The organism is Bacillus sp. OV322, from assembly GCF_900112495.1.
Lineage (GTDB): Bacteria > Bacillota > Bacilli > Bacillales > DSM-1321 > Peribacillus.
On the sequence record NZ_FOMA01000005.1, the window covers coordinates 48300 to 74343 of the forward strand.

Here is a 26044-nt window from a genome sequence, read left to right on the forward strand (position 1 = left end):
CCGCACGCCCCGCGGAATCCGCCTCGTTTTATATCAGCAAAGGGTTTTTAATAGTACTTGATTCAAACATGAAGCAGAAAACTAAGTGCTTCCCAGGAAATTCATAAAAAATTGTACGGATTATTTTTTAAGAAAGATATAAATTGGACGTCGCTTGTAACGAGTAATAGACAATGTGGAAAAAAACTTTCCCCTTCACTATATTAGGGGTACAATATAATGGGTTTATTAGTTGGGGAAATGAGACTATATTAAAAAAAAGAGGCAAGCATACCAGCCGCGGCAAGCTGAACAAGGGGCAATAGATGATGCCGGGTTGAATAGCCAGAGCGGCATTGTGATAGAGAGAGAGGCTTAAATGCTCTCTTTGGGAGGAAATGAACATGAGCACAAAGTACCAGGATGACAGCTTCGCACTGCATACAGATTTATATCAGATTAATATGGCACAAACATATTGGGAAGATGGGATACATAATAAAAAGGCTGTTTTTGAAATCTTTTTCAGAAGTCTTCCTTTCGAAAGCGGCTACGCCGTATTTGCTGGGCTGGAAAGAATTATTGATTATATAGAAAACTTCCATTTTTCAAAAGAAGATATACACTATTTGCAATCGGAATTGCAATATAATGAAGATTTTCTGCAATATCTCCAAGGTTTGAAGTTCAGCGGGAATATCCGCTGTATGAAAGAAGGGGAACTTGTTTTTGCCAATGAACCGATTTTAAGGGTGGAAGCACCCCTGGGAGAAGCTCAATTGGTAGAAACAGCTTTATTAAACATTGTGAATTACCAAACACTCGTTGCAACAAAAGCATCCCGGATCAAGCAAGTGCTTGGAAATGAAATTGCCCTTGAGTTTGGGACAAGGCGGGCACATGAAATGGACGCAGCAATTTGGGGAGCGCGTGCCGCTTATATAGCTGGTTTTGAATCAACCAGCAATGTCCGTGCCGGGAAAATTTTTGGCATCCCGGTTTCAGGGACACATGCACATGCCCTGATTCAAGCATATAAGGATGAATATAAAGCATTTCATAAATATGCTGAAACCCATAAAGATTGTGTTTTCTTAGTTGATACTTATGATACCCTGCGTTCGGGCATCCCGAATGCCATCCGCGTTGCAAAGGAACTGGGAGATAAAATAAATTTCCTGGGCATACGGCTCGACAGCGGAGACCTGGCTTACTTATCTAAAGAAGCACGAAAGATGCTCGATGAAGCAGGCTTCAGGGATACAAAAATAGTTGCTTCAAATGATCTTGACGAGTATACCATTATCAACCTGAAGCAGCAGGGAGCGAAAATCGATATATGGGGAATAGGTACAAAGCTGATTACCGCATATGACCAGCCGGCACTTGGAGCCGTGTATAAAATGGTTTCAATTGAAGGCAAGGAAGGGAATATGATGGATACAATCAAAATTTCCTCAAATCCTGAAAAAGTTTCTACTCCAGGGCTTAAGCGTGTCTACAGGATTATTAATTCATTTAATCATCATTCTGAAGGGGATTATATTGCCATGGAGGGCGAAAACCCTCAAGATGAAGAAAAACTGAAGATGTTTCACCCGGTCCATACATTTCTCAGCAAATTTGTGACCGACTATAAGGCGGTAGATCTGCATGAAGATATTTTTGACGCTGGCAGCTTAGTTTATGAAATGCCTGATATAGAAGAAATCAGAACATATTCCAAACATAATTTGGATGTGCTGTGGCCCGAATATAAAAGGGCATTGAATGCGGAAGAATATCCTGTGGATTTAAGCGAGAAATGCTGGAATAATAAAATGGAAAATATTAAAGAAGTAAAGGAAAATGTTGATAACCTGATTAAAAATAATTAGCCGCCGGGCTAGATACTTTTTGTATTTGTGAATGCTGTAATTCAGGTTCACTATATATAATTCTATTTAGAAAGAGGGTAACGAAATTGCGGAAAATTCAACAAGAAATCATTGAAAAACTTCTGGTGAAACCGGAAATTGATCCTCAGGCTGAATTCAGGAAAAGTGTTGATTTATTAAAGAATTACCTGAAAAAATACACCTTTCTGAAAAGCTTGGTGCTTGGAATTTCAGGCGGCCAGGATTCTACTCTTTGCGGATATATCGCACAGACAGCTGTGAACGAATTGAATGAGGAGACAGCCGGAACTGATTATTCCTTCATTGCGGTCAGCCTTCCATACGGTGTTCAGGCTGATGAAGATGACCGGCAGGCAGCACTTGCTTTCATAAAGCCATCTATGAATATCACAGTGAATATCAAGCCTTCTGTTGATGCAAGTGTCAGGGCTGTTGAAGAGGCAACTGGAGAAACACTGTCGAATTTCTTAAAAGGAAATGTTAAAGCCCGTGAAAGAATGAAAGTTCAATATGATCTTGCGGGTTTATATCATGGTGTGGTTCTTGGAACTGACCATGCGGCCGAAGCAGTAACAGGATTCTTCACAAAGCATGGCGACGGAGCTGCGGATCTTGTGCCTTTATACCGCCTTAATAAAAGGCAGGGAAAAGCTATCCTGAAATCAATTGGTGCACCCGAAAGGCTTTATATGAAAATACCGACTGCCGACCTGGAGGATGACAAACCTTTAGTGCCGGATGAGGTAGCTCTTGGCGTTTCATATGATGATATTGATGATTACTTAGAAGGCAAGGAAATCAGGGAAGATGCCGCAGAAAAAATTGAAAGCTGGTATCTAAAAACAGAACACAAGCGTAATGAAGCCATATCAGTTTATGATACTTGGTGGAAATAATGAAAAAGAGGGAAGGCTGAAAAAATTCAGTCTTCCCTTTTTTTTTATTGAAAGGCTCTTTTCTTAAAGATTGTTGTTTATTTAATTTGTTATGTGAGGCGTTCCCATTGTCAAGTCAGGTTGATTGGAGCGTAAGGTGCGAGACTCCTGCGGGATGAGCAGAACAGGTGAGACCTAAGCAGGCGCAGACGAGGAGGCTCAACGGCTGCCCCGCGGAAAGCGAGCATCCTGGAGCGGAAATCAACCACCTTGTTTAATAGCAACAAATTTTACGAAAACAGCCTATTGAAATAAAGAAACATTGATGCGGCAGCCCTTGATAGTAAGAAAGGCATGGAGCTGTCCGCGATGATGATAAAAATGCCCGAGTATTTCGAGGAGCCATTCATATCCCGAATAACAAACACCCCAGTAAGATGTTGTTTCTCTCTTCCAATCATCCTCCGTATAATCAGAAACTGCTGCTGTTAAAGATTCGAAGGAGCGGTCAAAAGCTGCGAGTATTTTATCTTTAGAAAAAAGCTGCTGCCGCTGGTAATATTCTTGCATATACTTCGATGAAGCTTCTTTAGAAATCAGCAAATCCGCTTCACACAGAATTGAAAGGTGGACGAACATTTCACGGATGTTTCTTTTACCTTCTGCCGGCTGCCAGGCCATCATACTTTCGGGTGTCTGCTGGAGCATTTCCTTGGCTGAATCGACAGCAATCTTTAGCTGGTTCAGAACAGAATGGCAATCATGTATATTGTTTGGCTGACTTTTATTCTTTTCGGTCATATTCGGGTATCACGATATTTAAATTTTTAACTATTTCCAGGATATCAGGATTTTCAAGAGAGGAAACATCACCTGTTTCTTGTTTCAAAAAGGATGCTTTGAGTAATCTGCGCATGACTTTTCCATTTCTTGTTTTTGGAAGCTCTTCAACAGGATAAATTTCTTTTGGTTTAAGTGATTTTCCAAGATGCGCTGCCACCAGGTCATATAATTCTTTTTTACAAAGGTCATCAAATATAGCTCCTGTATTTAATACAACAAAACAAACCGCGGTTTCTCCTTTAACTTCATCCGGGATCCCGATCGTCGCCGCTTCTAAAATGGAGGCATGTTCAACAAGGACTGATTCCATCTCGGCCGGGCCAAGCCTTTTTCCGGCAACATTAAGGATATCATCAGAACGTCCGGTAATGGTCCAGAAGCCATTATCATCTTTTATTACCCAGTCTCCATGCACCCATGTATCTTCCCATCTGCTCCAATAGCTGTTTTCATATCGCTCATTTTCATTCCAGAAGCCATTGGTCATGCCCACCCATGGTTTGAGAATCACCAATTCCCCAACCTCATTCAGGGCTGAATCGCCATTTTCATTATAAACATGAACATCCATGCCTGGAAGAGCGGCATTAAAGGTGATTGGCGAAATTGGTTTTAAAAGTACATTGCCAAGGATGCCTCCGGATATTTCTGTACCTCCCGAATAATTTACAATGGGCACCTTTTTTTTGCCTGCATGCTCAAATAGCCACATCCAAGGCTCGGGATTCCAAGGTTCACCGGTGGAACCAATCATCTTCAGTGTATCCATTTTATATTGGTCGACCCATTTAGGCCCATGTTTCATAAGGCTGCGGATCAGTGTAGGAGAAATGCCGAGATGGGTAACTCCATATCGTTCAACAAGCTGCCATATTCTATCTGGTGCTGGAAAATCGGGGGTTCCTTCAAACAGAACGATGGAAGCTCCATTTACCAGTCCGCCGAACACAAGGAACGGCCCCATCATCCAGCCCATATCGGTATACCAGAAAAAGGTATCGCCTTGGTTGACATCCATGCAGATTCCAGCATCAAAAGCTGATTTGATTGGAAAGCCCGAATGGGTATGTACTGCTCCTTTTGGTTTCCCTGTGGTCCCTGAAGTATAAATAAGCATGACAGGATCACTTGCATCTGTATCCGGATACGTGTAAGTGCTTTCATTTTTCAGTAAAGATCCCCATGCCACATCTTTGTTTTCATCCCACGGTATATCAGATCCGCATCTTCTAACGACTATTACTTTTTCGACAGAAGGAGACATGGAGACTGCCCTGTCCGCTTCCTTCTTCATTTTTACGATTTTACCGCGGCGAAGGTATCCATCTGCTGTTATCAGGAACCTTGCTTCAGCGCTGTTTATCCTTGTTGCTACAGCTTCCGCTCCATATCCTGAGAATGCAGGAGAGAAAATAGCGCCAATTTTTGCAATGGCCATCATGCTGATGACAGTTTCAGGAATCATTGGGAGGTACATGGCGATGATATCGCCTTTCTTTACCCCTAAATCAGATAATCCGGAGGCCGCCCTGTCAATTTCTTTTGACAGTTCTTCAAAGGTGTAGATGATTTCCTTTCCGTCATCACCATGCCATATAAGTGCTTTATTTGTCCTAGTTTCAGTATTGGCTACCCACTTGTCAACTGCATTTTCACAAATGTTCATTTTGCCGCCAAAAAACCAGTTAGGGTATTTTAGCCCTTTACTTAAATCGAGTGTTTTGCTGTAGGGCTGCTTCCAGGTGATATTCAATTCTTTTACTGCTTCATCCCAGAACCAGGCCAGATCATCAATAGATTTTTCATAAAAATCATCATATTCTCTGATTCCCAGTTTCTCCATCCATTTATACATTCTGGTTTGTTTCATGTCCTCTTCGTGCGGAAACCACACTGCTTGATTTGAATCCATATGAAACCCCCTGTGGAATTTTCTGTATTCATTGATATTTCAAAAATTTATGTCTATTCCATTATATAATAAAAGGAAAAGTATTGAAAAGAAAGAATAAACATAGAGTGAGCAGGGAAGCGGGGGTGTTTCTTCCCCAATTTTAAAGCAAAGAGGAGAGAGTATGAAAAAATATATCATCCTTCTGGATATCATTTTTTATGCAGCGATTCCTTTAATAGTCTGGAATGCTGGAAGGGGTTATCTGGGTGATTATAATACAATACTTGCATCATCCATTCCCGGAATATTATACAGTGCTTTCCGCTTTTATGAAGTAAAAAAAATAAACTTCACGGGCATCTTCATATTGGCATCCCTCATCATAGGAACTGCTTCAGACTTCCTTGCCGGCTCGGCCCTTCAATTGCTGTGGAATAATGTCTTTTACTCAATTGCTGTAGCGCTATTTTTTTTGCTGACGATTTTCTCGAATAAGCCCGCAGCTCTTTTGCTTTCTCTGGATTTAGCAGAAATGCAGGGGAATGACAGGGCAAGCATGAATGATTTGTTTTGGCAAAAAAAAGTTTTAAACGTTTTCAAATTGATTACGATGCTGTTCGCAGCAAGGGAATTGGTATTATCCTTTGTGATGCTGCTGCTTATTAAGAAGTATGGGGTAGAGGCTTTTGACCATGGAATCATTTATAAACAGGCAATCACATGGTCTTTTACTATAGTTTGCATAGGGGGATTTATTTATATTAGCAAACTGATTAATCAGGATCCGGAAAGAATCTAATCCTAAAACCAGTCTGCAGCTCTTTGAAGTATTCATCACTCAAGAATTTAAGTTAGCAGTTTCTTCAGCAAGAGGCAGTTCAATGAAAAATGATGTGCCATCCTCATTGCTCGATACACTAAGCATGCCATTATGGCTTTCAATAATATTTCGTGAAACAGATAAGCCTAATCCTGTTCCATAATCCTTTGTGGAAAAAAATGGATCAAAGATATTTGCGAGTATTTTGGAATCAATGCCTTGGCCGTTATCTGCAAATATGAATTGAATATAATCGTCTGCTTTTTTTAATGTAATGTTCACCTTTAGATCCTGGTTCCCCTTGGCTTGAACGGAATTTTGGAATAAATTCATAAAAACCTGAAGAAGCTCTTCTTTATCACCAGTGAAATACAGGTTTTTTGTACAGGCGTCCTTATTATAGATATATTCGACATTAAATAGAAGGGCCTGTGTTTTCATGAATTTATTTAAATAGCTTTCAAAAAATTCCTCAACATTCAGCCGTTCATCATGGGTCTTTGCGGGACGGACAATGCTTAGAAACTCGGATATGATGTTATTGGCCCGGTCTATCTCAGGAATCAAAAGTGATGTAAAAAGCTCGGATATTTCCGGGCTTAAATTGCCTTGAAGCAGCTGTAAGTAACCGCGGACAGTTGTAAGGGGATTCCGTATTTCATGGGCAATGCCTGCTGCAATCCGTCCGGCAAGTGCTTGTTTTTCTGCTTCTTTTATGGCATGCAGAAAGTAAAATACTCCTACAACCCTCTTGATTGAACCGTCCGGGTTTCTGATGATTTTTGTGTTTACATTATAATAGTTGCGGTCCCATATTTCATGGTTGACCAGTTCTTTTTCCATTCGAAGAGATTCCAGGATCATTATTTTTTCATCGGGTATTTTCATTAAGTCACGGATATGCTTCCCGGTTATTTCTCCCCGGTCTACACCATGGTCTTTGGCAGCCTGTGTATTGCAAAGAGTTATATACCCTTTTTGGTCAATGAAAACGATATGGTGGGGTATTTGGTCCAATATAGGCAATAGGATAGCTTCTATCTCGTCTAATGGATCGAAGGCCGATGAAATCTGCAGTAAGTTATTATCGGAGGTATTTTCCAAACTCGTTTCTGTTATAACCGGGGAAGTACTCTCTTCTAAACTTTTTTCAAGTTTTCTAGCATATTTTTGACTATAGTAGGAAAAGGAAAAGGGCAGTTCATCAATGAGCTCTTTATAAAAAGAGTTTTCTTCTCTTAACCTTTTTAATTCAGCTAAATAATTTTGGTCATTGTCCATTTATAAAACTCCTAACAAAAAAAGCAGATTATAATATTCCAATCTTTTACACTATATAATAATTTTTTTCATTATACTAGAAGTCCAGGTGAATTTTTCTAAAAGAAATCAGGGAGAGCATGATGAACAGGCGGGGTTAGCCACAATTAGACAGCATTATTATTCTCAAAAAAAGGCATCCGCTGAGAAGCGGATGCCCTTTTTTGAGAATAATGCTTGTTAAATGAGAATGGATGGATATATTATTTCACGTTTGCCGGAACAGTAATCGGCAAACCTAGACCAGCAGCAATCCGTGTCCCAAATTCAGGATCAGCTTTGTAGAAATGCTGTATTTGACGGCGTTTGATTTCTTCCATTTTAACTGGTTTCATGGCATCCACGATTGTTTCAATCAGCCTTGATCTTTCTTCCTCACTCAGCAGGCGGTACAAGTCTCCCGGCTGTGTATAATGGTCGTTATGATCGTAAGAAACTGATTGAGCCATTCCTTCCACTTTGAAAGGAGAAGTATTGCTTTCAGGCGTTTCTGAAGGGCCTCCAAAGCTGTTTGGCTCGTAATATACAGAGCCTCCGCCATTATTATCGTAACGCATTTGGCCATCGCGCTGATAGTTATTCACTTCTGTTTTAGGACGGTTGACCGGCAGGCTGTTGTGGTTGGCCCCTACTCTATAGCGGTGGGCATCTGAATATGCGAACAATCTTCCTTGAAGCATCTTGTCCGGTGAAGCCTCAATTCCAGGCACAAAGCTTCCGGGAGAAAAAGTGGCCTGTTCCACTTCAGCAAAATAATTTTCAGGATTCTTGTTCAGTACCATACGGCCCACTTCAATTAAAGGATAGTCTTTTTGAGACCAGACTTTTGTTACATCAAAAGGATCAAATCGGTAGGTGTCTGCATCTTCAGCAGGCATGATTTGGACGTAGAGCTTCCATGCAGGAAAGTCTCCGTTTTCTATGCTGTTGAAAAGATCCTCGGTATGATAATCAGGATGCTCTCCTGCCAGCTTTGCGGCAAGGTCAGCATCGAGGTTTTTGACACCTTGTTCAGTTTTAAAGTGGTATTTAACCCAAACAGCTTTACCTTCGTTATTAACCCACTTGAAGGTATGGCTTCCGAATCCATGCATATGGCGGAACGTCGCTGGAATACCCCGGTCAGACATCAGAATCGTGACCTGGTGGAGTGATTCTGGGGAAAGGGACCAGAAATCCCAGACAGCGGTCGGATTTTTCAGGTGTGTTTTAGGATCTCTTTTTTGTGTATGAATGAAATCAGGAAATTTAATGGCGTCGCGGATAAAGAAAACAGGAGTGTTATTCCCGACAAGATCGTAATTTCCTTCCTCTGTATAAAATTTTACAGCAAATCCGCGGGGATCACGGACAGTATCAGCGGAGCCTAATTCTCCTGCTACAGTTGAAAAGCGGATGAACATTGGTGTGCGCTGACCTACAGCAGAAAGAAAATTGGCTTTCGTATAGTTCGATACATCATTGGTGACTTCAAAATATCCATGTGCCCCTGCACCCTTGGCGTGTACAACACGCTCAGGTACTCGTTCCCGGTTAAAATGAGCGAGTTTTTCTAAAAGATGCACGTCTTGGATCAAAGTCGGGCCGCGGTTTCCAGCAGTCATTGAGTTTTGATTGTCCCCAACGGGAGCTCCCCAGCTTGTTGTAAGTTTTTTTGTCATAGTATCAATCACCTCTTGAAATAGTAAGATAGTTTAAATGATAACATTTATTAGTTTAAAATCAATAGTTATTTAAAATAATTATAATGTAATATTTAATTCATTATAATACTATTCTGCAATTTATCGTTTTGATGATTACTTCTGGTGATGCCTGAACCTGCAGATAATCCCATACTTAGCACATGATAAGTTTTCCGGCTGCCTGCATTTTTCTCAGGAATGCGCCGCCATCTGCTGCTATCAGCTCTTGTCAAACCTGCGAAAAGCTTTTACTAGCTGAAAACAGGAATACTTTGTGGTCGATATCATATCATGGTCAATGTGGTTTTCTGAGTAATTTAAAAAAAGGAGCTGACTGTTTTTGAGGGTTTTTAAAAAAATAACAACAATATTTATTACTGTATTTATTTTTTTCTTTGCTTTTTCAATGGTGCCCGGCTTGTCTCAAAGTGCCAAAGCAAGTCCTTCACCTGGTCAGGAAGCAGCCGCAACAGCAGGCCTGTATAATGGGAAGCCGTTCAAATGGGGAGGAACAACTCCAAACGGGTTCGATGCTTCAGGTTTTACCCAATATGTTTTCAGTCATTCATATGCAAAGCTGAAACTTCCCCGTACAGTTAAAGAGCAATACAAAATGGGATCTCCTGTTCAAAAGAAAACATTAAAGGAGGGGGATCTTGTATTTTTTAAAATTGATGGGAAGAATGTTTCTTTTGTAGGGATTTTTCTCGGCCAAGACCAATTTATTGCCGCTGCTTCAAAGGGAGTAAGCATTCAGTCACTTTCGTTAAAATATTATAGTGAACGATATGCAGGAGCTAAACGAATCGTAAAGTGAAGTTCTTCAATCAGCATTAAAGTATAAACATTATGTATAAATTTCCATTGCTTAACCTGCCTAACCAGGTGTAATATACTAGTAAGCTGCATTGTACGTAATGATAATTAAGTTTTAACCTTTAAGCTGTAATAGGGAGTTTTATATCGAAACAGAAATGTCATGCCTCATTCAATGCGAGAGGAAGACAGGAATGGTTCTGCAAACACCCACTTTGAGAAGTGGTGGTTTAAAACTTTCTTGCAAGTTACGGCAAGTGCGGCTTCCTTATACTATTATCCCAAGCCAGTTTCCTATCGGGAGCTGGTTTTTTAGTTATATGTGCTGCCAATTTTTATGGAGATAGAATGTTTTCTACAGCAAATAGGCATTTCCTTTAATAAAAATATTAAATTTTGGAGGAACAATCTTGGAATTTCAAAAAATAACTCATGAAGAAGAAAAAAGTTTTCCTGCTTTTAACAATCATTTGGAAGCCAGAGAATATTTTAAGCAATATTATATGGACCACTTTACATATAAAAACAAAAAGGAAAAGGGCGGGCAGGAAATATTTAGCTATGTTCTAGTGCTGAATGCAGAGGCCTACAGATCTGGACAAGAAAAATTGGCAAGATTTGAAATGGTTGACGGAACAGATTTTTCAGCCAGTTTTCAGACCATTGATATTTATCAAGATGGCAGCATATATATTTACCGTTAACAGAGTGAAAAGGACACCCGGGATCATTTTTACTTTTGTACTTCCTGGCGTCAGATAATGTTTGACACGAAGGATATTATTTTGCATAATAAAAAAAAATATTTGAACGTTGAAAGAAGATTAGTATGCAAAAGTTTATGTTACAGAGAGCGGAGTAGCATGCTGAAATACCCGCAGCAATAAATTTGCAGAACCTGCTTCTTGAGTCCTGTGTTAATGCATAGGCGCTATTTTTTAGCGTTATCAATTCAAGAGGGATACATTGCATTGTGTCCAACTAAGGTGGTACCGCGGAAAATTGCCCTTTTCGTCCTTTATATAAGGATGAAAAGGGCTTTTTGTGTTTTTCTCTTCTATAAAAAGTGTGCAGGAGGATGAATAAATGAAGAAGCGGATCGTTGTGAAAATTGGCAGCAGCTCCATCACTGATAAATATGGAGAAATTGATGATGAAAAATTCTCCGACCATATCCAGGCTGTTGCGGCATTAAGAGGAGCGGGCCATGAAGTTGTACTTGTCTCTTCAGGTGCAGTTGCAACCGGCTTTAAAAAACTTGGATACTCATCAAGACCTGTAACAGTTAAAGGAAAACAGGCAGCAGCAGCTGTCGGGCAAAGCATCCTGATACAATCCTATACGGAACAATTCCGCAATTTTGGCATCACACCTGCACAAATTTTATTAACAAGAAATGATTTTTCCAAGAAAGATCGTTATCAAAATGCTTATTCAACATTGTCTGAACTGCTTGGGCGGGGGATACTGCCTATAATTAACGAAAATGATACCGTATCAGTTGCTGAATTGACTTTTGGAGACAACGATATGCTTTCAGCTCTTGTAAGCGGCTTAGTACATGCCGATCAGCTTATTATACTGACAGACGTAAATGGGTTATATGACCGTAATCCTCATAGAGACCAAAAAGCAAAAAAAATTGGCTGCTTGCCTGAAATAACCGAAGAAATACTTAAAGGTGCGCAGGGAACAGTTACGAATATAGGAACAGGCGGCATGAAATCAAAGCTGCTTGCGGCAAAAACTGCTCTCTCTTTGGGGGTGAAAGTTTTTATTGGCAGTGGGACCGGACCAATGAAACTATTAGAGATTTTGGAAGGTGAAGGAGACGGCACCTATATTGGCAGGAAAAATTTAAATCAGCTGGCAAACAGTAAACAGTGGATATCCCTTCATTCACAAGCAGCCGGAAAAATTTTCATTGATGAAGGTGCAGAAACAGCACTCATGTCAAAGGGATGCAGCTTGCTTCCATCAGGAATTTATGATATTTCGGGCTATTTTAATAGGGGAGATGTTGTTGAAGTTCACGGCCCTAATGGCCTCCTTGGCAGAGGGGAAGTACTTTATTCAGGGGAGGATCTGAGGGAATCCATGGGTAAACACAGTGCAGATTTAGGTGCTGGATTAACTGAAGTGATTCACAGAAATAAATGGGTGAACTTCTAATAAGGGAGGCATAGGAATGAATGAATTAATCCAAAAAGGTAAAGCAGCCAAAAAAGCCAGCTATTTATTAACGGGGAAAACCTCTCAGCAAAAAAACGCGGCTCTAAACAAAATTGCTCAGAAGCTTATTGAGAATAAAGATTTTATCATACATGAGAATAAAAAAGATCTTCACTCTGGCAGGCAAAAAGGCTTTTCAGCGTCTATATTGGACCGTATTATGCTCAGTGAGAAAAGAATTGAAGATATGGCAGCGGCCATCGATTTATTAATTGAAATGGATGATCCCATCGGTGAAGTGCTTGAAACGATACATAAAGATGATGGACTGCTGATTAAGAAATGCAGGATTGCTATTGGTGTCATCGGAATGATTTATGAAGCGCGGCCGAATGTAACCGTTGATGCCGCTGCTTTATGCCTTAAAACAGGTAATGCAGTCATATTAAGAGGAAGTTCGTCTGCAGCACATTCCAATATGGCTCTAGTAAAAGTTATTCAAGATGCGCTGAATGAAACGGATATCCCTTCTTATGCGGTACAGCTGATTGAAGACAGCAGCAGAAAAACTGCTGCAGAATTTTTTCAGCTGCGGGAATATTTAGATGTGCTTATTCCAAGGGGAGGCAAAAAACTGATTGATACAGTGATAAAAGAATCATCTGTTCCAGTTATTGAAACCGGTGCAGGAAATTGCCACATTTTTATTGATGAAACAGCAGAAGAAAATATGGCAGTCCGTATCCTTGTAAATGGAAAAACACAGCGCCCCTCCGTCTGCAATTCTATTGAAAGTGTTTTAATACAAAAAGAATGGTTTGAGAGGCATGGTAGGAACCTTTTATACATCCTTCACGAAAAAGAAATTGAAATATATGGAGATGAAACCGTTTGTGCAGCTTTTACTGAGGCGAAACAAGCAGAAGAAGAGGATTGGTCAACAGAATATTTGGCACTTAAGCTCAGCATTAAAACAGTAGAAAATGTAGATGAAGCAATTCAGCACATCAATAAATATGGAACGAAACACTCAGAGGCCATTATTACAGAAAATGAAAAACATGCAGAAAAATTTTTAAGCCTTGTAGATGCTGCCGCAGTTTATCATAATGCCTCGACAAGATTTACGGATGGCTTTGAATTTGGCTATGGAGCTGAAATTGGCATAAGCACTCAAAAACTCCATGCCAGGGGACCTATGGGATTGCCCGCATTGACTACAACTAAATATTTCATTTATGGGAATGGGCATATCCGGGATTAGCAAATAGATTCAATTCATAAGGACAAAGGCTACCCAATAGTATTAGTAATTTCTTTCAAACTAAGGATGAAAAATCCGCACTTTTTACTTATCCAACCGTGACAAAGAATGAGACAACCTCTTTTAAGTTTGCATAAGCTATATGGAAATTAGAAAAAAGAGGTGGATATATTGAGTAATTGTCAAAACACTCCAAGAGAGCCAGATGTAGTGACTATACTATGGCAGCGCAACCCATTAAGACTATTGGAGCCCCGTACGATAGTAGAGGCTACCATTATTGGGAGTGCCAATCCTTGCAGGAATGACTTAGATGAAGGAAGCAGACTGCGGGATGCTGTAGCATGTTTATTGAGAAGCGGATTCCTGTTGGTTTCCAGTACAGATTTAGGGATATTCGGGGTTTCAGTTTTCATCCGGCAGCGGCTGTAATCCTATAAAGGACAAGTTCTTGCCAAAAAGAATTGGAAAAGCCAGCCATGTTTGCTGACTTTTTCTTTTCTTTTACATAATTATATAACTCCTATTTAACAGGTTTCCGTGTGCCATTCATGAAAAGGTGGAATGCATCAGTGAGACAGCAGCACAGTTTAAATTGGGATTAGTGAAAGAGGAAAAATTCATTTCAAGGTCGAATTATCTCTAGTAAGGGGTGATTGATATGGAAATAAAAAAACTAATCTTTTCAAAAACTGTTGCAGTAGATGCACGTCTTCAAATATCCGACGATCAGATTTTTTTATTCGCCAATGGGCATACACCTGTACGGGTAAAAAAGAATGGTGCAGAGTCAGAGCAGAGCTGCATAAAAGAAGCCATTAAAATTTTCGAAAAAGAAAATAATGTAAAGCTCCTTCAGGAGAGAAAAAATTTACTTATCTAATAGATTTTGTCCTGATTTTTTGATTTGCTTAAATGGTGCCATGCTTGGTTTGGTTTAAATAGTGTTTGATATTGGCGGAGGCTACAGTAAAATGGTGTCCGCTTACTTTATAACCTGCAGGAAACAGATGCTGTTCAGGCATGATCCTGCGGGTTTTTCAGTGTTCCTTTTGCAAATCATGCTATATTGAGCCGATTTAGAGCTTAATATTCAATTAACACAAAATTAACACTATGTTCATAGCGGTATGAAAGAATGAATAGAAGGCAATGTTAGTTTCCAGAATAAATCAAGCCACATTTAACATATGAAATCAAGGTAGATAAATGCGCTTACAAAATATTGAACAGAGTTTGCTCAAATGTTCACATATTGTTCAAACACAAAGTGGAAGGCAGCATGTATAATGAAAATATAAATAATAAATTTAACAAAAAGGAGACAGCTATGATACTTAGAGAACTAAGGAAGAACAGGATATTAACAATTAATTATTATAAAAATGGTTCATTAAAGACTTGCAAAGGGAAAATTCACAAGTTAAATGTAATACAGCAGACATTATTTCTCGAAGATGAAAAACAAAAAGTATTTTCTATAGAATTAGGCGGAATAAAAGATATATCTTAAGAAATCTGGAAGTTACGAAAAGGAAAAACACCCCATTTTGCAGCTCTAGCTGCTTCGTAATCCTTCTTATTCCCCCTCAGATACTTGTGTTTCATTTTCCTGAAAGTAAGATATTACCCATTTGATATTTCTTTCACCGATAAAAGCATTTTTGGAACAAAAACATTAAATTGATGTACTTCATTGCCGCATGTATTTTAGCATAGTTGAAAGAGGATCCTGCCTCTAAGACAGGATCCTCTTTTTAATTTAGTCAGCATCTTCAATACGGTTTTTAAATGCTTCTTGTACAACTAGAAATTCTTCATCTTCTTGAGCTTCTGTTGTATGCTGTTTTGTTTGAGTGTTAGCTGGAAACTTTCCCGGATGTCCCTTTTTCTTATGCTCGAACTCTTTGCCGCGTGCCATTAACTGACCTCCTTTCCTTCATGTATAGGGTACCCTTTGCATGAGGAAATATAAAAAATGCAGTATATCAACAAACAGGTTCCGTTTTAAAGGTGCAAAGTTTTAATAAGCAGTACAAATTGAGAGTGAATCTGCAAAGATTTTACTCTTTTATTTTTGTTGAATTTATCAATTTTTATGCTATTATAGCGTATAAATTAGCAATGCCTTATCAAAGGGCTGACACAAAATTTAAAGACTTATTAATTGCAGCAGAACCTTTCCTTTTAAATAAAAAACCTAAAGCTGGGACTCCTGATTAACACTTTGGTCTAACAGAAAAGGTGTTCACTTTAAAATGAAAATGGGATAAGCTTAATTCCAGGGGTCATTAAAAATGCGGGGGATTTTCAAACAAATAAGGTGGTTGATTGTCCTCTCCAGGATGCTCACTTTCCGCAGGGTGTCACCTGTTCCGCTAAACACAATCTACGCAGGAGTTTGGCACCATAATTCTCAATCAACCAGATTTAAAAATGGGGCACATAAAAAAATAACAACTTTTAAGAAAAGAGCAAAAATGAAAAAAAACAAAATACTACAATTATCATTAATAAGCAGTGTTTTTGTCATTCTATATATGTTTTTTCAATGGGAAATAATCGATATTGTAACACCATTTTTGATTTTTCCTGTTCTCTTATTAGTGTTTGGATTTTTTATTTATATTACAGTACGAGCAATAATAAACTTGTTCAAAGTTCAGGATTGGAAACCTATTGTCATCCAAGTTATCACTATTCTACTTCTATTTTTTGTTCCGTTTAATCAAATTATATTGTATATAGATTTCAACATTAACAAATCCGAAAGAGAACAGGTAGCTAAAATGGTTGAAAACGGAGAACTTAAACCGGATGTATCTAACAATACTTCACTCATTCAATTACCCAACAAATTCGAACATCTTTCAAGTGGCGGCGGTGAAGTTTTGGTTGAGAAATCTTGCGATGGTTATAACATTCTCTTTTTTACTTATCGGGGGATAATGGATAACTTTTCAGGATTCGCATTTACGCCCAATGACCAAAAGCCATCCAAAAGGGCATTTGACTCGGATTCCAAAGACATTGAGAAAATGGATAAAAAGTGGTATTTTCTTGAATCTTACTAAAAATAATGTTAAACGGCAGCGAAACCGCTGCCGTTTTCTTGTTCAATTTCATTACTTTTTTTTACCTCTTAACGGAATCCGTTCATATTTTGGAATATCACGCAGCGTGTAGCTTACTCACTGTTAAGGTTTGGGTATAGTCAACTCCAGTGGAACGTTTTATGAATCATTTCTTGAGGGTATAAGTTAACAGGGTTTAACAGGGGAATGCAAAAGCTGAAAGGATCGGCACCTGCAAATGCTCAATATCCGATAAAGAAGAGCATGCGAGAAAGTAATAATAGTGACAAAGAGGGGCAGCACCCTAAAATAACGATAACAGAGTGCTCCCCCCTAAAAACAGAATGATAATTCTTTAAGAATGTTTTATACTAAAGGCAGACAATTATAAATTAAAATTCGGACTGAACCTCAAGTACCTCGTTAAGGATATCATGGAGCTCTCTATCATCTTTTTCGGAGCCCTCTATTCCTGAATCAAGAATCTCGGATAACAATCCACGTTCAATCTCAATTTTTTTCATTTAGAACCCTCCTCAATGTTTTCTTCATAGTATACGGTAAGGAATTTATCAGTATGCTAAGTAAAAGCTCTCCAATAGCCCGTGGATATTAATTCCGCAAACAGAAAATAAATGTTATGATTTATTTATAATTTATGAGTGAATTTTATGGAGGCCCTGGTATCATTATGAAAGCAAGATATGAACTGAAAAACATGAATATAACACTTAGCAATGTAACACTCCGTGAGGCATCAGACAGTTATGTTCTTTTAAAGGCAACGGACGAAAATAACAATGAAGTCAAAATTATATTTTCGCATGGGCAGGCAGAATTTCTTGAAGGCGAGTTCCAGGATGTAAATCGGCGCCGTAGAGGGCATAATTCTGATGAAGCTCCACTGCCAGTTGAGGAAATAGAACCAGATGACTCGTACAATTTGTTTAATATTGATTTTTTTGATGAAAACAAGGAAGGGAAATAAGTTAATCTAATGGTGGATTAACTTATTTTATCAGATAAAATAATAAAAAAAAGCTTTATTCCTAATTATGTCAAATTTTTCTATACTTTCTGAATATTTTGTATTATTATAGGAGTTAGAAAACTCATCATGTCTCCGGCTTCTATTCATATGACGGGGTGAACAGGAATGATACTTTTAAAAGTAGATGATAAAACTTTTGGCAAAAGTAAAATTACCTATGATGTTGTTGACAAGGAAAATGGACAAGTTATTATCAGCGGGAAATGTATGGATTTTACTATTGTAAGTGAAAAATATTATGAGCTGAAAGATCTATATGGATCATCGAATGTAAAGCTTCTACTAAAATAAAAGTAAATGCCTTCTGCAGGCAATGCTTATGGAGCTGGCGCATTCACCCGAAGATGATAATCAAAAAATAGTAGGGAAGGCCAGAGCGATTGCTCGTGGCCTTTTTTTTGCTTTTGGCGCACATGCTAAACAAGGTTTATAAAATCCTGGACTGTCTGCTGTAGCGTGCCTTTTGTAATTGCTTTCCGGTCAAAAGAAATGCCGAGATGGATCATTTTTCTGACAAGCTCAGCCCGCAATCCGGTTATAACTGCAGTGCATCCCATCATATCGATGCCATCGAGAACTTTTTGAAATTTGTCAATAACTTCGACATCCATATCGGTTATCCCGGATAAATCCATAATTAGAGACTGAATTTTGAATCTCGCTATATCATTCAATACCTTTTCTTCTATTGTTGCCATGCGGTATGAATCAATAGAGCCAATCAGCGGAAGGATTGCCACTTGTTCGCTGATCGGAATGATTGGAACCGAAAGATGTTCAACATTCTTTCTTTGCTTGTTAATTAATTCATCTTTGTAATCAGAGTAGCTAATAAAAAAATTATTGAGAAATTGATCAATACTGTCATTAATTCTTTTTTCCAATGAAAAGAAATTTTCGCGCTCACTCGGCTTAATTCTTTTCTGTTCAAATTGATGCAGAAATTCCCACAGCGTTCTTCTGATTGCCTGGACCCATTCGAGTTTAAATGACAGTGTAAGAGAATGCTGTGCCCAGGCTATTCCTTCCTTCCGGGCAAAGTCTGTCAGTTCCGATTTATTGCTTTCGACTATATAAATTACTAGTCTTTCAGCATTTTTTAAAAGATCGATATTGCCGGTCCTTAAAATATCATTTATTTTTTCTGCTACGTTTACTGCTTCAGATAATAGTTTCTTCTCAAATAGCTGCCTGTTCTCTGTAATGAAATCTTTAATATCTTCTCGATCTCTGTAGGTTGAATGCATTTAAAAATCTCCTTTCAGCTTTTGTTGAATTCATCCCATATCATTAATTCTGCCAGTACTTTAAAAATTCCTGCAGAATAACTTGAAGAATGCCAGCTTTTGGAGGCCTTTGCTATTGTGTACTTTTGAACATAACTATTCTTCACTTTTGGCATTATTTCCAACAGGCTGAATATGCTGTTGTTAGATAGACAATAAAAGAGGTGTTTTGAGTGGACAATACGGCTAATTATTCATTCACTCCATTAAAGGGATACCGGCCTTTTCATGGATTATTCGATCCCTGCAGGCCCTTGGGAGTAAAATATTACTCAACTCCCCCAAATCTGTACTTGGGTTTCCAGCCCCCGAATTTGCAGCAATATCCTGCTAAAGAAGCGCTGATGAAAGGCACTCTGTGGCCTGCTCTTTGGGATTATTATGAAAATCCCTATAAAGCAAAAGAGGGCAGCAGGCTATGAAACAATTGCCTCCAGAATATTATCAGGAGATGGAAGAAATCCAGGCAGCGGATTTTGTACTTGTGGAATTAACTCTATACTTGGACACACATCCGAGAGATGAGCAGGCAATGCAGCAGTATAATGAATACGCCCAATATACCCAGCAGCTAAAGACAAATTTTGAAGCGAAATATGGGCCTCTTCAGCAATATGGAAATAGCTTAACAGATGCTAAATGGGGCTGGGGAAGAAACCCATGGCCATGGCAAATTTAAAACGGCAAAGGGGAAGGATTTATGTGGTTTTATGAAAAGAAACTTCAGTATCCGGTAAAAGTAAGCACATGCAATCCCACACTTGCAAAGTATTTGATGGAACAGTACGGTGGAGCAGACGGAGAACTTGCAGCAGCACTTCGCTATTTAAATCAGCGTTACACCATTCCGGATAAAGTTGTAGGGCTTCTGAATGATATAGGCACGGAAGAGTTCGCGCATCTGGAAATGATTGCTACCATGATATATAAATTGACAAAAGATGCTACACCACAGCAATTAAAAGAAGCTGGGCTTGCTGAACATTATGTGAATCATGACAGTGCCCTATATTACAATAATGCTGCAGGTGTCCCTTTCACTGCTGCCTATATTCAGGCAAAGGGCGATCCGATTGCTGATCTTTATGAAGATATAGCCGCAGAAGAAAAAGCAAGAGCTACATATCAATGGCTAATTGACATTTCAGATGATAGTGATTTAAATGACAGTTTAAGGTTCTTGCGCGAAAGGGAAGTCGTACACTCCCAGCGCTTCCGGGAAGCGGTAGAAATTTTAAAAGAAGAAAGAGACAGGAAGAAGATTTTTTGAAAATAACAGCCAGGCCAAAAAGGAACGAATTTCGTTCATTTTTGGCTTTTTTTTATGTGCATATAATGATTTTGCCGTTTAGAAGTGAAATAAATAAGGATATTCACTTGTTTTTTTCACAAAATAACACCCGGGGTAAATAACCGGTTTTAAGGTCTGGATCAAATTGATTCACCACTGCCGGGTATTTTTCCTCCTCCGTTTTTCCTGCTGCAGTGATAATCGATTGAGTTCTAATATACTGAAATGGTTATACACAAATTGAAAGCAGAAAAAAATTAAATCAATAAAAATGTTTAAAGTGAAACCAAAAGGTGTTATATTTAATTCAGCAGATATATTAATGCAAAAAATGGAGGTTATGTAGAATCATGAAAAAAATGCCGGAAATTCAAAAAAAAATAGTGCTGAATGCACCAATTGAAAAAGTATGGAAAGCGGCGGCAACTTCTGAAGGCATTGCCTCGTGGTGGATGCCCAATACTTTTGAGCCTGTAGTAGGGCAAAGCTTTGTTCTTCAAACAGGACAATTTGGAGATTCTCCCTGCACAGTGACAGAATTGGAACCCCCGTACCGTGTAGGAATTAAATGGGGCAAGGATTGGCACCTTACATTCGAATTGAAAAAGCTTGAAGATGAAAAAACGCTGTTCACATTAACTCACTCAGGGTGGGATGAAGAAGGAACAACAGAATTTGGCCAGCCGCATGCAATCGTGCGGGCCATTATGGACAATGGGTGGGATAAGATTATTTCCGAGAAACTTCCAGCACAAATAGAGGCATAGGTTGACACAATCAACGGAAAAGCATGATGTGTTCCATGCAATAGCAGATCCCACAAGACGCAGTATTTTAATTATGCTTGCTGAAAAGGAAATGTCCATCGCAGCTATAGCGTCCTGCTTCCCGGTTAGCCGTACTGCAGTAAACAAACATTTGAAGGTTCTTTGCCAAGCGGGCCTCGCCGCAAGCGAAAAAACAGGGCGGGAAACTGTCTACAGACTCAAACCCCAGCCATTAGAAGAACTGAAAAACTGGCTCCAGTTTTTTGAAGTTTATTGGGACAATAAATTATTGGCTTTAAAAAAATTCACTGAAAATAATAATGGTTAAGATTTTTCTTGAAAGAAAGTAACCAGTTAACGAGCAGAAATAATGCAGGGGGCTATTTATAGCTGCCCTTTTTTTAGTAGACGTCTTTAATAATTGAAGAATACTTCCATTATAGTGAGGCAGGTTCTTTACGTGAGAAAAGATTATATAGAATGCATTGATTCTACATATAGCCTCAAAATATATTTTGAAATATACCTCGGTAGAATAAATATATTTATCACAGAAATAAAATTGAGATAACACACTTAAGGAAATAGACTTGGCTATTAAGTAGAAAGAAGATATTAAAGATTAGTAATTCTCGGGTTTTTTTGATTTTTCACTTGTAAAATCCATTGTATGAACTCTTCCCGGCCAATTAAGCGCATATTGTTTGCTTCTGCAAATTCCATCGCTTTAGGGGAGTATTGATGGTTTGTAATCACCCAACACTCGGCAGCATCATAAAAATCCATTTGTTTATATATCCTTTGTACAAGGCGGATCCCAACTCCTCTATTATGGCTTTTGACTTTTACTATTGCTTTATTACCGGTTGGAGTGGTCAGTAAAAAGCTTATGTTTTGATTATCTTCATTTGGCTTTGTTACTGTATAACCTAATTTGGTTAATAAAGGGGCGGTAAAGTTCTCCAATTCCTCATCTGTTAGTTTATTGATAATCCAAATCTCAGAATCGTTTTGCTTTTTTAGCATCGAACGAAGCCAAAACAATCCGTAAACACAATAAATAAACAGCTCTACTATAAAAGTTAGAAACACAGTTTCCCAATTGCTGGTTTTTATAAATACAAATATCGGTACTAGAATAAGTGCAATCCATAGCAAAAGATGTAAACGAAGGCTCAAACAAAAACCCCTCCTTTTTTCTAAAAATATTCTATACTTGTTATATCACAAACGATTTAGTCGGCAAACTCTATGGGCTGAAGGAAAGGGAAAAGTAGCCCGTTCATTATTTTCTCATCCCTTTTATATCTCCTGGTTTCCCATTGAAAGCCAAGCAAGGCTTAGGGATCTGCTTACATTTTAGTCGGTTCTGCTGAAAAACCAAAAAAAGACAGATAGCTGAGCTGTTTATGTGCTCTAATTTCTGTCTTTTTTTGGCTAGCTGATCAGAGTGGTTTTGTTTTCCTGGTTCTTGACTTTTTCCTTTTTTATAAACAAACAGATAAAAGCCAATGTAATAAACAACCAGAATGAAAAAAACTACGATTGTTAATAGAGCTTTCATGAAATGCTGGGAGTACTGAGAGCTGTTTAAGCTGTTCTTCTGCTTCCCATCATTTGTATAAGAATAAGAAAACGGAATATAAAACGGCTTAGGAATAGAAGGAGTACAAGAGATTCTACCCATATGGAAGTCCTGTAATAGATCATACCGCTGCGTAATTCAAAGGTGCTATGCCTGATTCCGTAAGAACAGCAAAATCCCGCATAGAGCTATTCCAATGAGGGTATAAATAAAGGAAATAGGGTGGTTTAAACAACCAGCGATTAATAAAATGGCCAATAATGAAAAAATGAGAGTCCTCGCAATCAGCCTTCTAGCTTTATAAGGCTGAAAACCAATGGAACGCCTGATCCTGCGATATAAAAAGAAGCCTACAATTAAAAACGCATACAAAAATTAGAAATGATTATTCAATATTATCTCGCCTTTAAGGATTACTCTGGAAACATATTATTCGTTCGGGTTCGGGTGAATTAGAAGTATTCAAAGATGAATCTATTTTGGTAGCAAAAAACTAAGTGAATGACCTCATATACATTCATCACAGTGAACCGTACTAAAATAGTGATAAATCAGAGAGTGGGAAAAATAGAGGAACCAGCTTGGGTTTGATTGAAATCTATAAATGGGGAAGTTTTATCGTATTTGCTCCGCAAGTATTCTGAATATGTATAAATAAAACTAGGTTTAGGAATGGACCCCTTTTTACTGTTAAAATATTCAGATAAAGGTTAAAATAGTGTTGAATAACTTTTAGGAGGTTTTCATTTTGGCAGAGAACAATGATATCAATGCTTCAAGCGGGCAAGACGAAAAACGTGAAACGTTGACAACACGTCAGGGCCATCCTGTGACGGATAACCAAAATATCCGTACAATTGGTAATCGAGGTCCAGCCACTCTTGAGAACTATCATTTTATCGAAAAAATTTCCCATTTTGACAGGGAAGAGGTACCCGAGCGTGTCGTACACGCAAGAGGAACTGGAGCATTTGGTTATTTTGAAACGTATGGAAAAGTTGGAGATGAACCTGTAGAGAAGTACACCCGTGCAAAAGTATTTTCCGGTGCCGGCAAGAAAACACCGTTAATGGTTCGCTTTTCAACAGTTGCAGGAGCGAAGGATTCGCCGGAAACAGAACGGGACCCGCGCGGCTTCGCCGTAAAAATGTATACGGAGGATGGCAACTGGGATCTGGTTGGGAACAACCTGAAAATCTTTTTTATCCGTGATGCTATGAAGTTCCCTGACATGATCCATGCGTTTAAAGCTGATCCGGCTTCGAACGTGTCGCACCCGCAGCGGATGTTCGACTTTGTTTCCCGTAGCCCTGAGGCAACGCATATGATTACATTCCTGTTCTCTCCATGGGGTATTCCAGCGACTTACCGCCACATGCAGGGTTCGGGTGTAAACACCTATAAATGGGTGAATGACAAAGGAGAGGCTGTGCTGGTGAAGTATCACTGGGAGCCGAAGCAGGGTATCCGCAACCTGACACAAGAAGAGGCAAGTGAGATTCAGGCGAAGACCGTCGCTCATGCGACACAAGATTTATATCAAGCGATTGAGCGCGGAGATTATCCGGAATGGGAGCTCTTTGTACAGATCATGGAGGACGACTACCATCCGGAACTTGACTTTGATCCGCTCGATGATACGAAACTATGGCCGGAGGACAAGTTCCCATGGTTACCGTTGGGCCGTATGGTCCTTGACCGTAATCCAGTGGATTTCCACGCGGAAATTGAGCAAGCCGCCTTCGGTACAGGGGTCCTGGTTGATGGAATGGACTTCTCAGACGATAAAATGCTGCAAGGCCGTACCTTCTCTTATTCTGATACGCAGCGTTATCGTGTAGGTGCGAACTATTTAAAATTGCCTGTGAACGCACCGAAAGCGCCTGTCCGGACGAACCAGCATCGCGGCCAAATGGATATTCGTGATCCAAAAGAGTCTGGGGAAAATCCGCACGTCAACTATGAGCCGTCGATGATCGGTGGTTATCAGGAAGCAAGCAAAGAAGAACGTCCACAGCACCGCCCAACGTATAATGCTGCGGCAATGAGTGAACCCATTGACCGTCCCAACAACTATGGACAGGCGGGCGAAACGTACCGCAGCTTTGAAGATTGGGAGCGTGATGAATTAATCAATAACCTGTCCGCAGCGCTTGCGGTATGTGACAAGCGAATTCAAGATGCCATGATTGAGCACTTCACACAAGCCGATGAAGACTATGGCCGCCGTGTGCAGGAAGGTATCGAAATGAAAATGAAAGAAATACAAGAATCGAAGACGGAAAACAATATTCCAGGACGTGAAGCTGGCCAATCGAAATATGGCCAAGGTTCATTAGCTGCGAACGAAGCAACAGAAGATGCCGTAAAGAAAAGCCATGAAGCTGATCCTTATTGATTAATAGTTAAGAACCAAGAGGGCTGTCCAGAATGTCAGGGGAAACTGACTGACTGGCAGCCTTTTTGATGTTGCAGGTATTTGGTTGAAGTTTGAAGTTTGAAGGAACGGGGGAAGACAAAATTCCTAGCGACTTGAATTACATACAAATGAAGGGTGTTAGGAAACGAGATTTGAATAATACATACATCACATCCCTCGAAGTTCAGGTGGTATCATTAAAGATGATACTTTATTTTTAACAATCGTTAATTATGATGAACACGGTAGAGCTACACCTATGATTGTAGGGTATGCAAAGACAGATGGGGTTAATAAGAATAATATTGTTGACGATGCCGATGTTAAAAGATGCCCCTTGGAAACACCGCATTCCCTATTTTGTTGAATTCACAGGTGGAAAAGTTATTAATGCACCGATAAAGAATGGGATTCGATTAGTAGACTTATATAAGGTATTGGTAATGAAACTTTCCCTTCATTAAGAAAGGGGGGTAATGTCAATCAAAGAACCATACAAAGTATGCACTTTAGTAGGTCACATATCCGTATATCACAAGAAGCTCATGATTTTCTAATGGATGAATTAAATAAACGAATTAGTACGTTTGGAGAAATACTACTTTAAGTTACCTTGGATTAAAAATGAGAGCTAAGCTATTAGTAATGTCCTTTTAGTTTTATAATGTTACTGTAATTTAAAATACATAATGGTAGATTAGTTTTTTGAGCAAGGGGGGAATGATGATAGAAGATATACATTTAATAATGGTTGATAATGGGTTAGACTTTAAAATGAGAGTCACAGTGAGGCGACTTTTAAAGAAATATGGTTATCCACCAGATTTACAGAAGGAAGCAGTAGAGACAGTAGTTAAGCAGGCTGAGATGATGGCACAGATGGAGTTTAAGAAAAAAACATAAAAGGGGAACAAAATAAAGAAGCAGAGAGACATTGCTCTCCACTTTTCCTTTATACTATTCGATTAGTCGGGGTTATGAGAGTTTTGCAAAAGGACCGTTTTA

29 protein-coding genes, 1 other RNA gene, 1 pseudogene and 1 other annotated feature are annotated in these 26044 nt (G+C 39.0%); of the genes and pseudogenes, 22 read left to right on the forward strand and 9 right to left on the reverse strand.

Annotated elements, in window-relative coordinates; translation table 11 throughout:
* Nucleotides 1-383: 383 nt before the first annotated feature.
* Both BM126_RS12950 and nadE read left to right on the forward strand, forming a co-directional pair.
* Nucleotides 384-1856 (forward strand): nicotinate phosphoribosyltransferase, encoded by a 1473-nt coding sequence (locus tag BM126_RS12950; protein WP_090989890.1) that lies wholly within the window; start codon nucleotides 384-386, stop codon nucleotides 1854-1856.
* An 86-nt stretch (nucleotides 1857-1942) separates the two neighbouring features.
* Nucleotides 1943-2773: an ammonia-dependent NAD(+) synthetase gene (gene nadE, locus BM126_RS12955; protein ID WP_090989891.1), complete on the forward strand. Its 831-nt coding sequence runs from the start codon at nucleotides 1943-1945 to the stop codon at nucleotides 2771-2773.
* A gap of 282 nt (nucleotides 2774-3055) precedes the next feature.
* Here nadE and BM126_RS12960 read toward each other — a convergent pair whose 3' ends face one another.
* Together BM126_RS12960 and BM126_RS12965 are read right to left on the reverse strand one after the other, a co-directional pair.
* The gene (locus BM126_RS12960) at nucleotides 3056-3553 is read right to left on the reverse strand and encodes a DinB family protein (RefSeq protein WP_090989892.1); all 498 of its coding nucleotides are present in this window, start codon (nucleotides 3551-3553) and stop codon (nucleotides 3056-3058) included.
* Entirely contained in the window at nucleotides 3537-5507 is a 1971-nt protein-coding gene (locus BM126_RS12965; protein ID WP_090989893.1) for an AMP-binding protein, read from the reverse strand. The genes BM126_RS12960 and BM126_RS12965 overlap by 17 nt, the downstream gene beginning before the upstream one ends.
* A gap of 163 nt (nucleotides 5508-5670) precedes the next feature.
* Here BM126_RS12965 and BM126_RS12970 point away from each other — a divergent pair, with 163 nt between their 5' ends.
* A complete protein-coding gene (locus BM126_RS12970) occupies nucleotides 5671-6288 on the forward strand; it encodes a VC0807 family protein (protein WP_090989894.1) in 618 nt (205 codons plus the stop codon).
* Nucleotides 6289-6327: 39 nt separating this feature from the next.
* Here BM126_RS12970 and BM126_RS12975 read toward each other — a convergent pair whose 3' ends face one another.
* The gene (locus tag BM126_RS12975) at nucleotides 6328-7590 is read right to left on the reverse strand and encodes a two-component system sensor histidine kinase NtrB (RefSeq protein WP_090989895.1); all 1263 of its coding nucleotides are present in this window, start codon (nucleotides 7588-7590) and stop codon (nucleotides 6328-6330) included.
* A 242-nt stretch (nucleotides 7591-7832) separates the two neighbouring features.
* Nucleotides 7833-9290 carry a catalase KatA gene (katA, locus tag BM126_RS12980; protein WP_090989896.1) on the reverse strand — a complete coding sequence of 486 codons (1458 nt, stop codon included), beginning with the start codon at nucleotides 9288-9290 and terminating at the stop codon, nucleotides 7833-7835.
* A 364-nt stretch (nucleotides 9291-9654) separates the two neighbouring features.
* Between katA and BM126_RS12985 the strand changes: the two genes are divergently transcribed.
* From BM126_RS12985 to BM126_RS13020, 8 genes are all read left to right on the forward strand, one after another.
* The gene (locus tag BM126_RS12985; RefSeq protein WP_090989897.1) at nucleotides 9655-10131 is read left to right on the forward strand and encodes a C40 family peptidase; all 477 of its coding nucleotides are present in this window, start codon (nucleotides 9655-9657) and stop codon (nucleotides 10129-10131) included.
* Nucleotides 10132-10211: 80 nt separating this feature from the next.
* Nucleotides 10212-10400: non-coding RNA, 6S RNA (gene ssrS / locus BM126_RS12990), on the forward strand.
* 140 nt (nucleotides 10401-10540) lie between these two features.
* Nucleotides 10541-10834, forward strand: a complete 294-nt coding sequence (locus tag BM126_RS12995) for a hypothetical protein (protein WP_090989898.1) — start codon at nucleotides 10541-10543, stop codon at nucleotides 10832-10834.
* Between the two features lie 100 nt (nucleotides 10835-10934).
* Nucleotides 10935-11152: a binding site (T-box leader), on the forward strand.
* 64 nt (nucleotides 11153-11216) lie between these two features.
* Nucleotides 11217-12302 carry a glutamate 5-kinase gene (proB, locus tag BM126_RS13000; protein ID WP_090989899.1) on the forward strand — a complete coding sequence of 362 codons (1086 nt, stop codon included), beginning with the start codon at nucleotides 11217-11219 and terminating at the stop codon, nucleotides 12300-12302.
* 16 nt (nucleotides 12303-12318) lie between these two features.
* Nucleotides 12319-13566 (forward strand): glutamate-5-semialdehyde dehydrogenase, encoded by a 1248-nt coding sequence (locus BM126_RS13005; protein WP_090989900.1) that lies wholly within the window; start codon nucleotides 12319-12321, stop codon nucleotides 13564-13566.
* A gap of 171 nt (nucleotides 13567-13737) precedes the next feature.
* Nucleotides 13738-13998: a hypothetical protein gene (locus tag BM126_RS13010; protein ID WP_256213092.1), complete on the forward strand. Its 261-nt coding sequence runs from the start codon at nucleotides 13738-13740 to the stop codon at nucleotides 13996-13998.
* 229 nt (nucleotides 13999-14227) lie between these two features.
* Nucleotides 14228-14449: a hypothetical protein gene (locus BM126_RS13015; protein ID WP_071352405.1), complete on the forward strand. Its 222-nt coding sequence runs from the start codon at nucleotides 14228-14230 to the stop codon at nucleotides 14447-14449.
* A gap of 399 nt (nucleotides 14450-14848) precedes the next feature.
* Entirely contained in the window at nucleotides 14849-15079 is a 231-nt protein-coding gene (locus BM126_RS13020) for a YolD-like family protein (RefSeq protein WP_371261445.1), read from the forward strand.
* Nucleotides 15080-15328: 249 nt separating this feature from the next.
* Here the strand turns inward: BM126_RS13020 and BM126_RS22400 are convergent, their stop codons facing one another.
* The gene (locus BM126_RS22400) at nucleotides 15329-15487 is read right to left on the reverse strand and encodes a hypothetical protein (protein ID WP_177201421.1); all 159 of its coding nucleotides are present in this window, start codon (nucleotides 15485-15487) and stop codon (nucleotides 15329-15331) included.
* Between the two features lie 125 nt (nucleotides 15488-15612).
* Here BM126_RS22400 and BM126_RS22405 point away from each other — a divergent pair, with 125 nt between their 5' ends.
* Nucleotides 15613-15789, forward strand: a complete 177-nt coding sequence (locus BM126_RS22405; RefSeq protein WP_177201422.1) for a hypothetical protein — start codon at nucleotides 15613-15615, stop codon at nucleotides 15787-15789.
* Nucleotides 15790-15863: 74 nt separating this feature from the next.
* Nucleotides 15864-16640: a hypothetical protein gene (locus tag BM126_RS13030; protein WP_256213093.1), complete on the forward strand. Its 777-nt coding sequence runs from the start codon at nucleotides 15864-15866 to the stop codon at nucleotides 16638-16640.
* 392 nt (nucleotides 16641-17032) lie between these two features.
* Here BM126_RS13030 and BM126_RS22880 read toward each other — a convergent pair whose 3' ends face one another.
* On the reverse strand, nucleotides 17033-17164 hold the full coding sequence (locus BM126_RS22880) for a hypothetical protein (RefSeq protein ID WP_256213094.1): 132 nt from the start codon (nucleotides 17162-17164) through the stop codon (nucleotides 17033-17035).
* Between the two features lie 134 nt (nucleotides 17165-17298).
* On the opposite strand from BM126_RS22880, the gene BM126_RS13035 reads away from it, so the two are divergent.
* Both BM126_RS13035 and BM126_RS13040 read left to right on the forward strand, forming a co-directional pair.
* A complete protein-coding gene (locus tag BM126_RS13035; RefSeq protein WP_141770071.1) occupies nucleotides 17299-17628 on the forward strand; it encodes a hypothetical protein in 330 nt (109 codons plus the stop codon).
* Between the two features lie 168 nt (nucleotides 17629-17796).
* On the forward strand, nucleotides 17797-17982 hold the full coding sequence (locus BM126_RS13040) for a hypothetical protein (RefSeq protein ID WP_090989904.1): 186 nt from the start codon (nucleotides 17797-17799) through the stop codon (nucleotides 17980-17982).
* Between the two features lie 125 nt (nucleotides 17983-18107).
* Here the strand turns inward: BM126_RS13040 and BM126_RS13045 are convergent, their stop codons facing one another.
* Nucleotides 18108-18938, reverse strand: a complete 831-nt coding sequence (locus tag BM126_RS13045) for an STAS domain-containing protein (protein ID WP_090989905.1) — start codon at nucleotides 18936-18938, stop codon at nucleotides 18108-18110.
* A gap of 212 nt (nucleotides 18939-19150) precedes the next feature.
* Here BM126_RS13045 and BM126_RS13050 point away from each other — a divergent pair, with 212 nt between their 5' ends.
* The 5 genes from BM126_RS13050 to BM126_RS13070 all read left to right on the forward strand — a co-directional run bounded on the left by BM126_RS13050 (nucleotide 19151) and on the right by BM126_RS13070 (nucleotide 21363).
* Nucleotides 19151-19399, forward strand: coding sequence for a spore coat associated protein CotJA (locus BM126_RS13050; RefSeq protein ID WP_090989906.1), 249 nt, complete (start codon nucleotides 19151-19153; stop codon nucleotides 19397-19399).
* Entirely contained in the window at nucleotides 19396-19656 is a 261-nt protein-coding gene (locus BM126_RS13055; RefSeq protein WP_090989907.1) for a spore coat protein CotJB, read from the forward strand. Before BM126_RS13050 ends, BM126_RS13055 begins: the two co-directional genes overlap by 4 nt.
* A 21-nt stretch (nucleotides 19657-19677) precedes the next feature.
* Nucleotides 19678-20247, forward strand: a complete 570-nt coding sequence (gene cotJC, locus BM126_RS13060; RefSeq protein WP_090989908.1) for a spore coat protein CotJC — start codon at nucleotides 19678-19680, stop codon at nucleotides 20245-20247.
* 380 nt (nucleotides 20248-20627) lie between these two features.
* Nucleotides 20628-21035, forward strand: coding sequence for an SRPBCC family protein (locus BM126_RS13065; RefSeq protein WP_090990294.1), 408 nt, complete (start codon nucleotides 20628-20630; stop codon nucleotides 21033-21035).
* A 1-nt stretch (nucleotide 21036) separates the two neighbouring features.
* Nucleotides 21037-21363: an ArsR/SmtB family transcription factor gene (locus BM126_RS13070; protein WP_090989909.1), complete on the forward strand. Its 327-nt coding sequence runs from the start codon at nucleotides 21037-21039 to the stop codon at nucleotides 21361-21363.
* A 287-nt stretch (nucleotides 21364-21650) separates the two neighbouring features.
* On the opposite strand, the gene BM126_RS13075 is transcribed toward BM126_RS13070, so the two are convergent.
* Both BM126_RS13075 and BM126_RS22410 read right to left on the reverse strand, forming a co-directional pair.
* Entirely contained in the window at nucleotides 21651-22214 is a 564-nt protein-coding gene (locus BM126_RS13075) for a restriction endonuclease (RefSeq protein WP_090989910.1), read from the reverse strand.
* Between the two features lie 106 nt (nucleotides 22215-22320).
* Nucleotides 22321-22599, reverse strand: a complete 279-nt coding sequence (locus BM126_RS22410) for a hypothetical protein (RefSeq protein WP_177201423.1) — start codon at nucleotides 22597-22599, stop codon at nucleotides 22321-22323.
* A 769-nt stretch (nucleotides 22600-23368) separates the two neighbouring features.
* On the opposite strand from BM126_RS22410, the gene BM126_RS13085 reads away from it, so the two are divergent.
* Together BM126_RS13085 and BM126_RS13090 are read left to right on the forward strand one after the other, a co-directional pair.
* Entirely contained in the window at nucleotides 23369-25018 is a 1650-nt protein-coding gene (locus tag BM126_RS13085) for a catalase (RefSeq protein WP_090989912.1), read from the forward strand.
* A gap of 792 nt (nucleotides 25019-25810) precedes the next feature.
* A pseudogene (locus BM126_RS13090) lies at nucleotides 25811-25942 on the forward strand (type I restriction enzyme endonuclease domain-containing protein); the annotation flags it as partial.
* Nucleotides 25943-26044 lie beyond the last annotated feature (102 nt).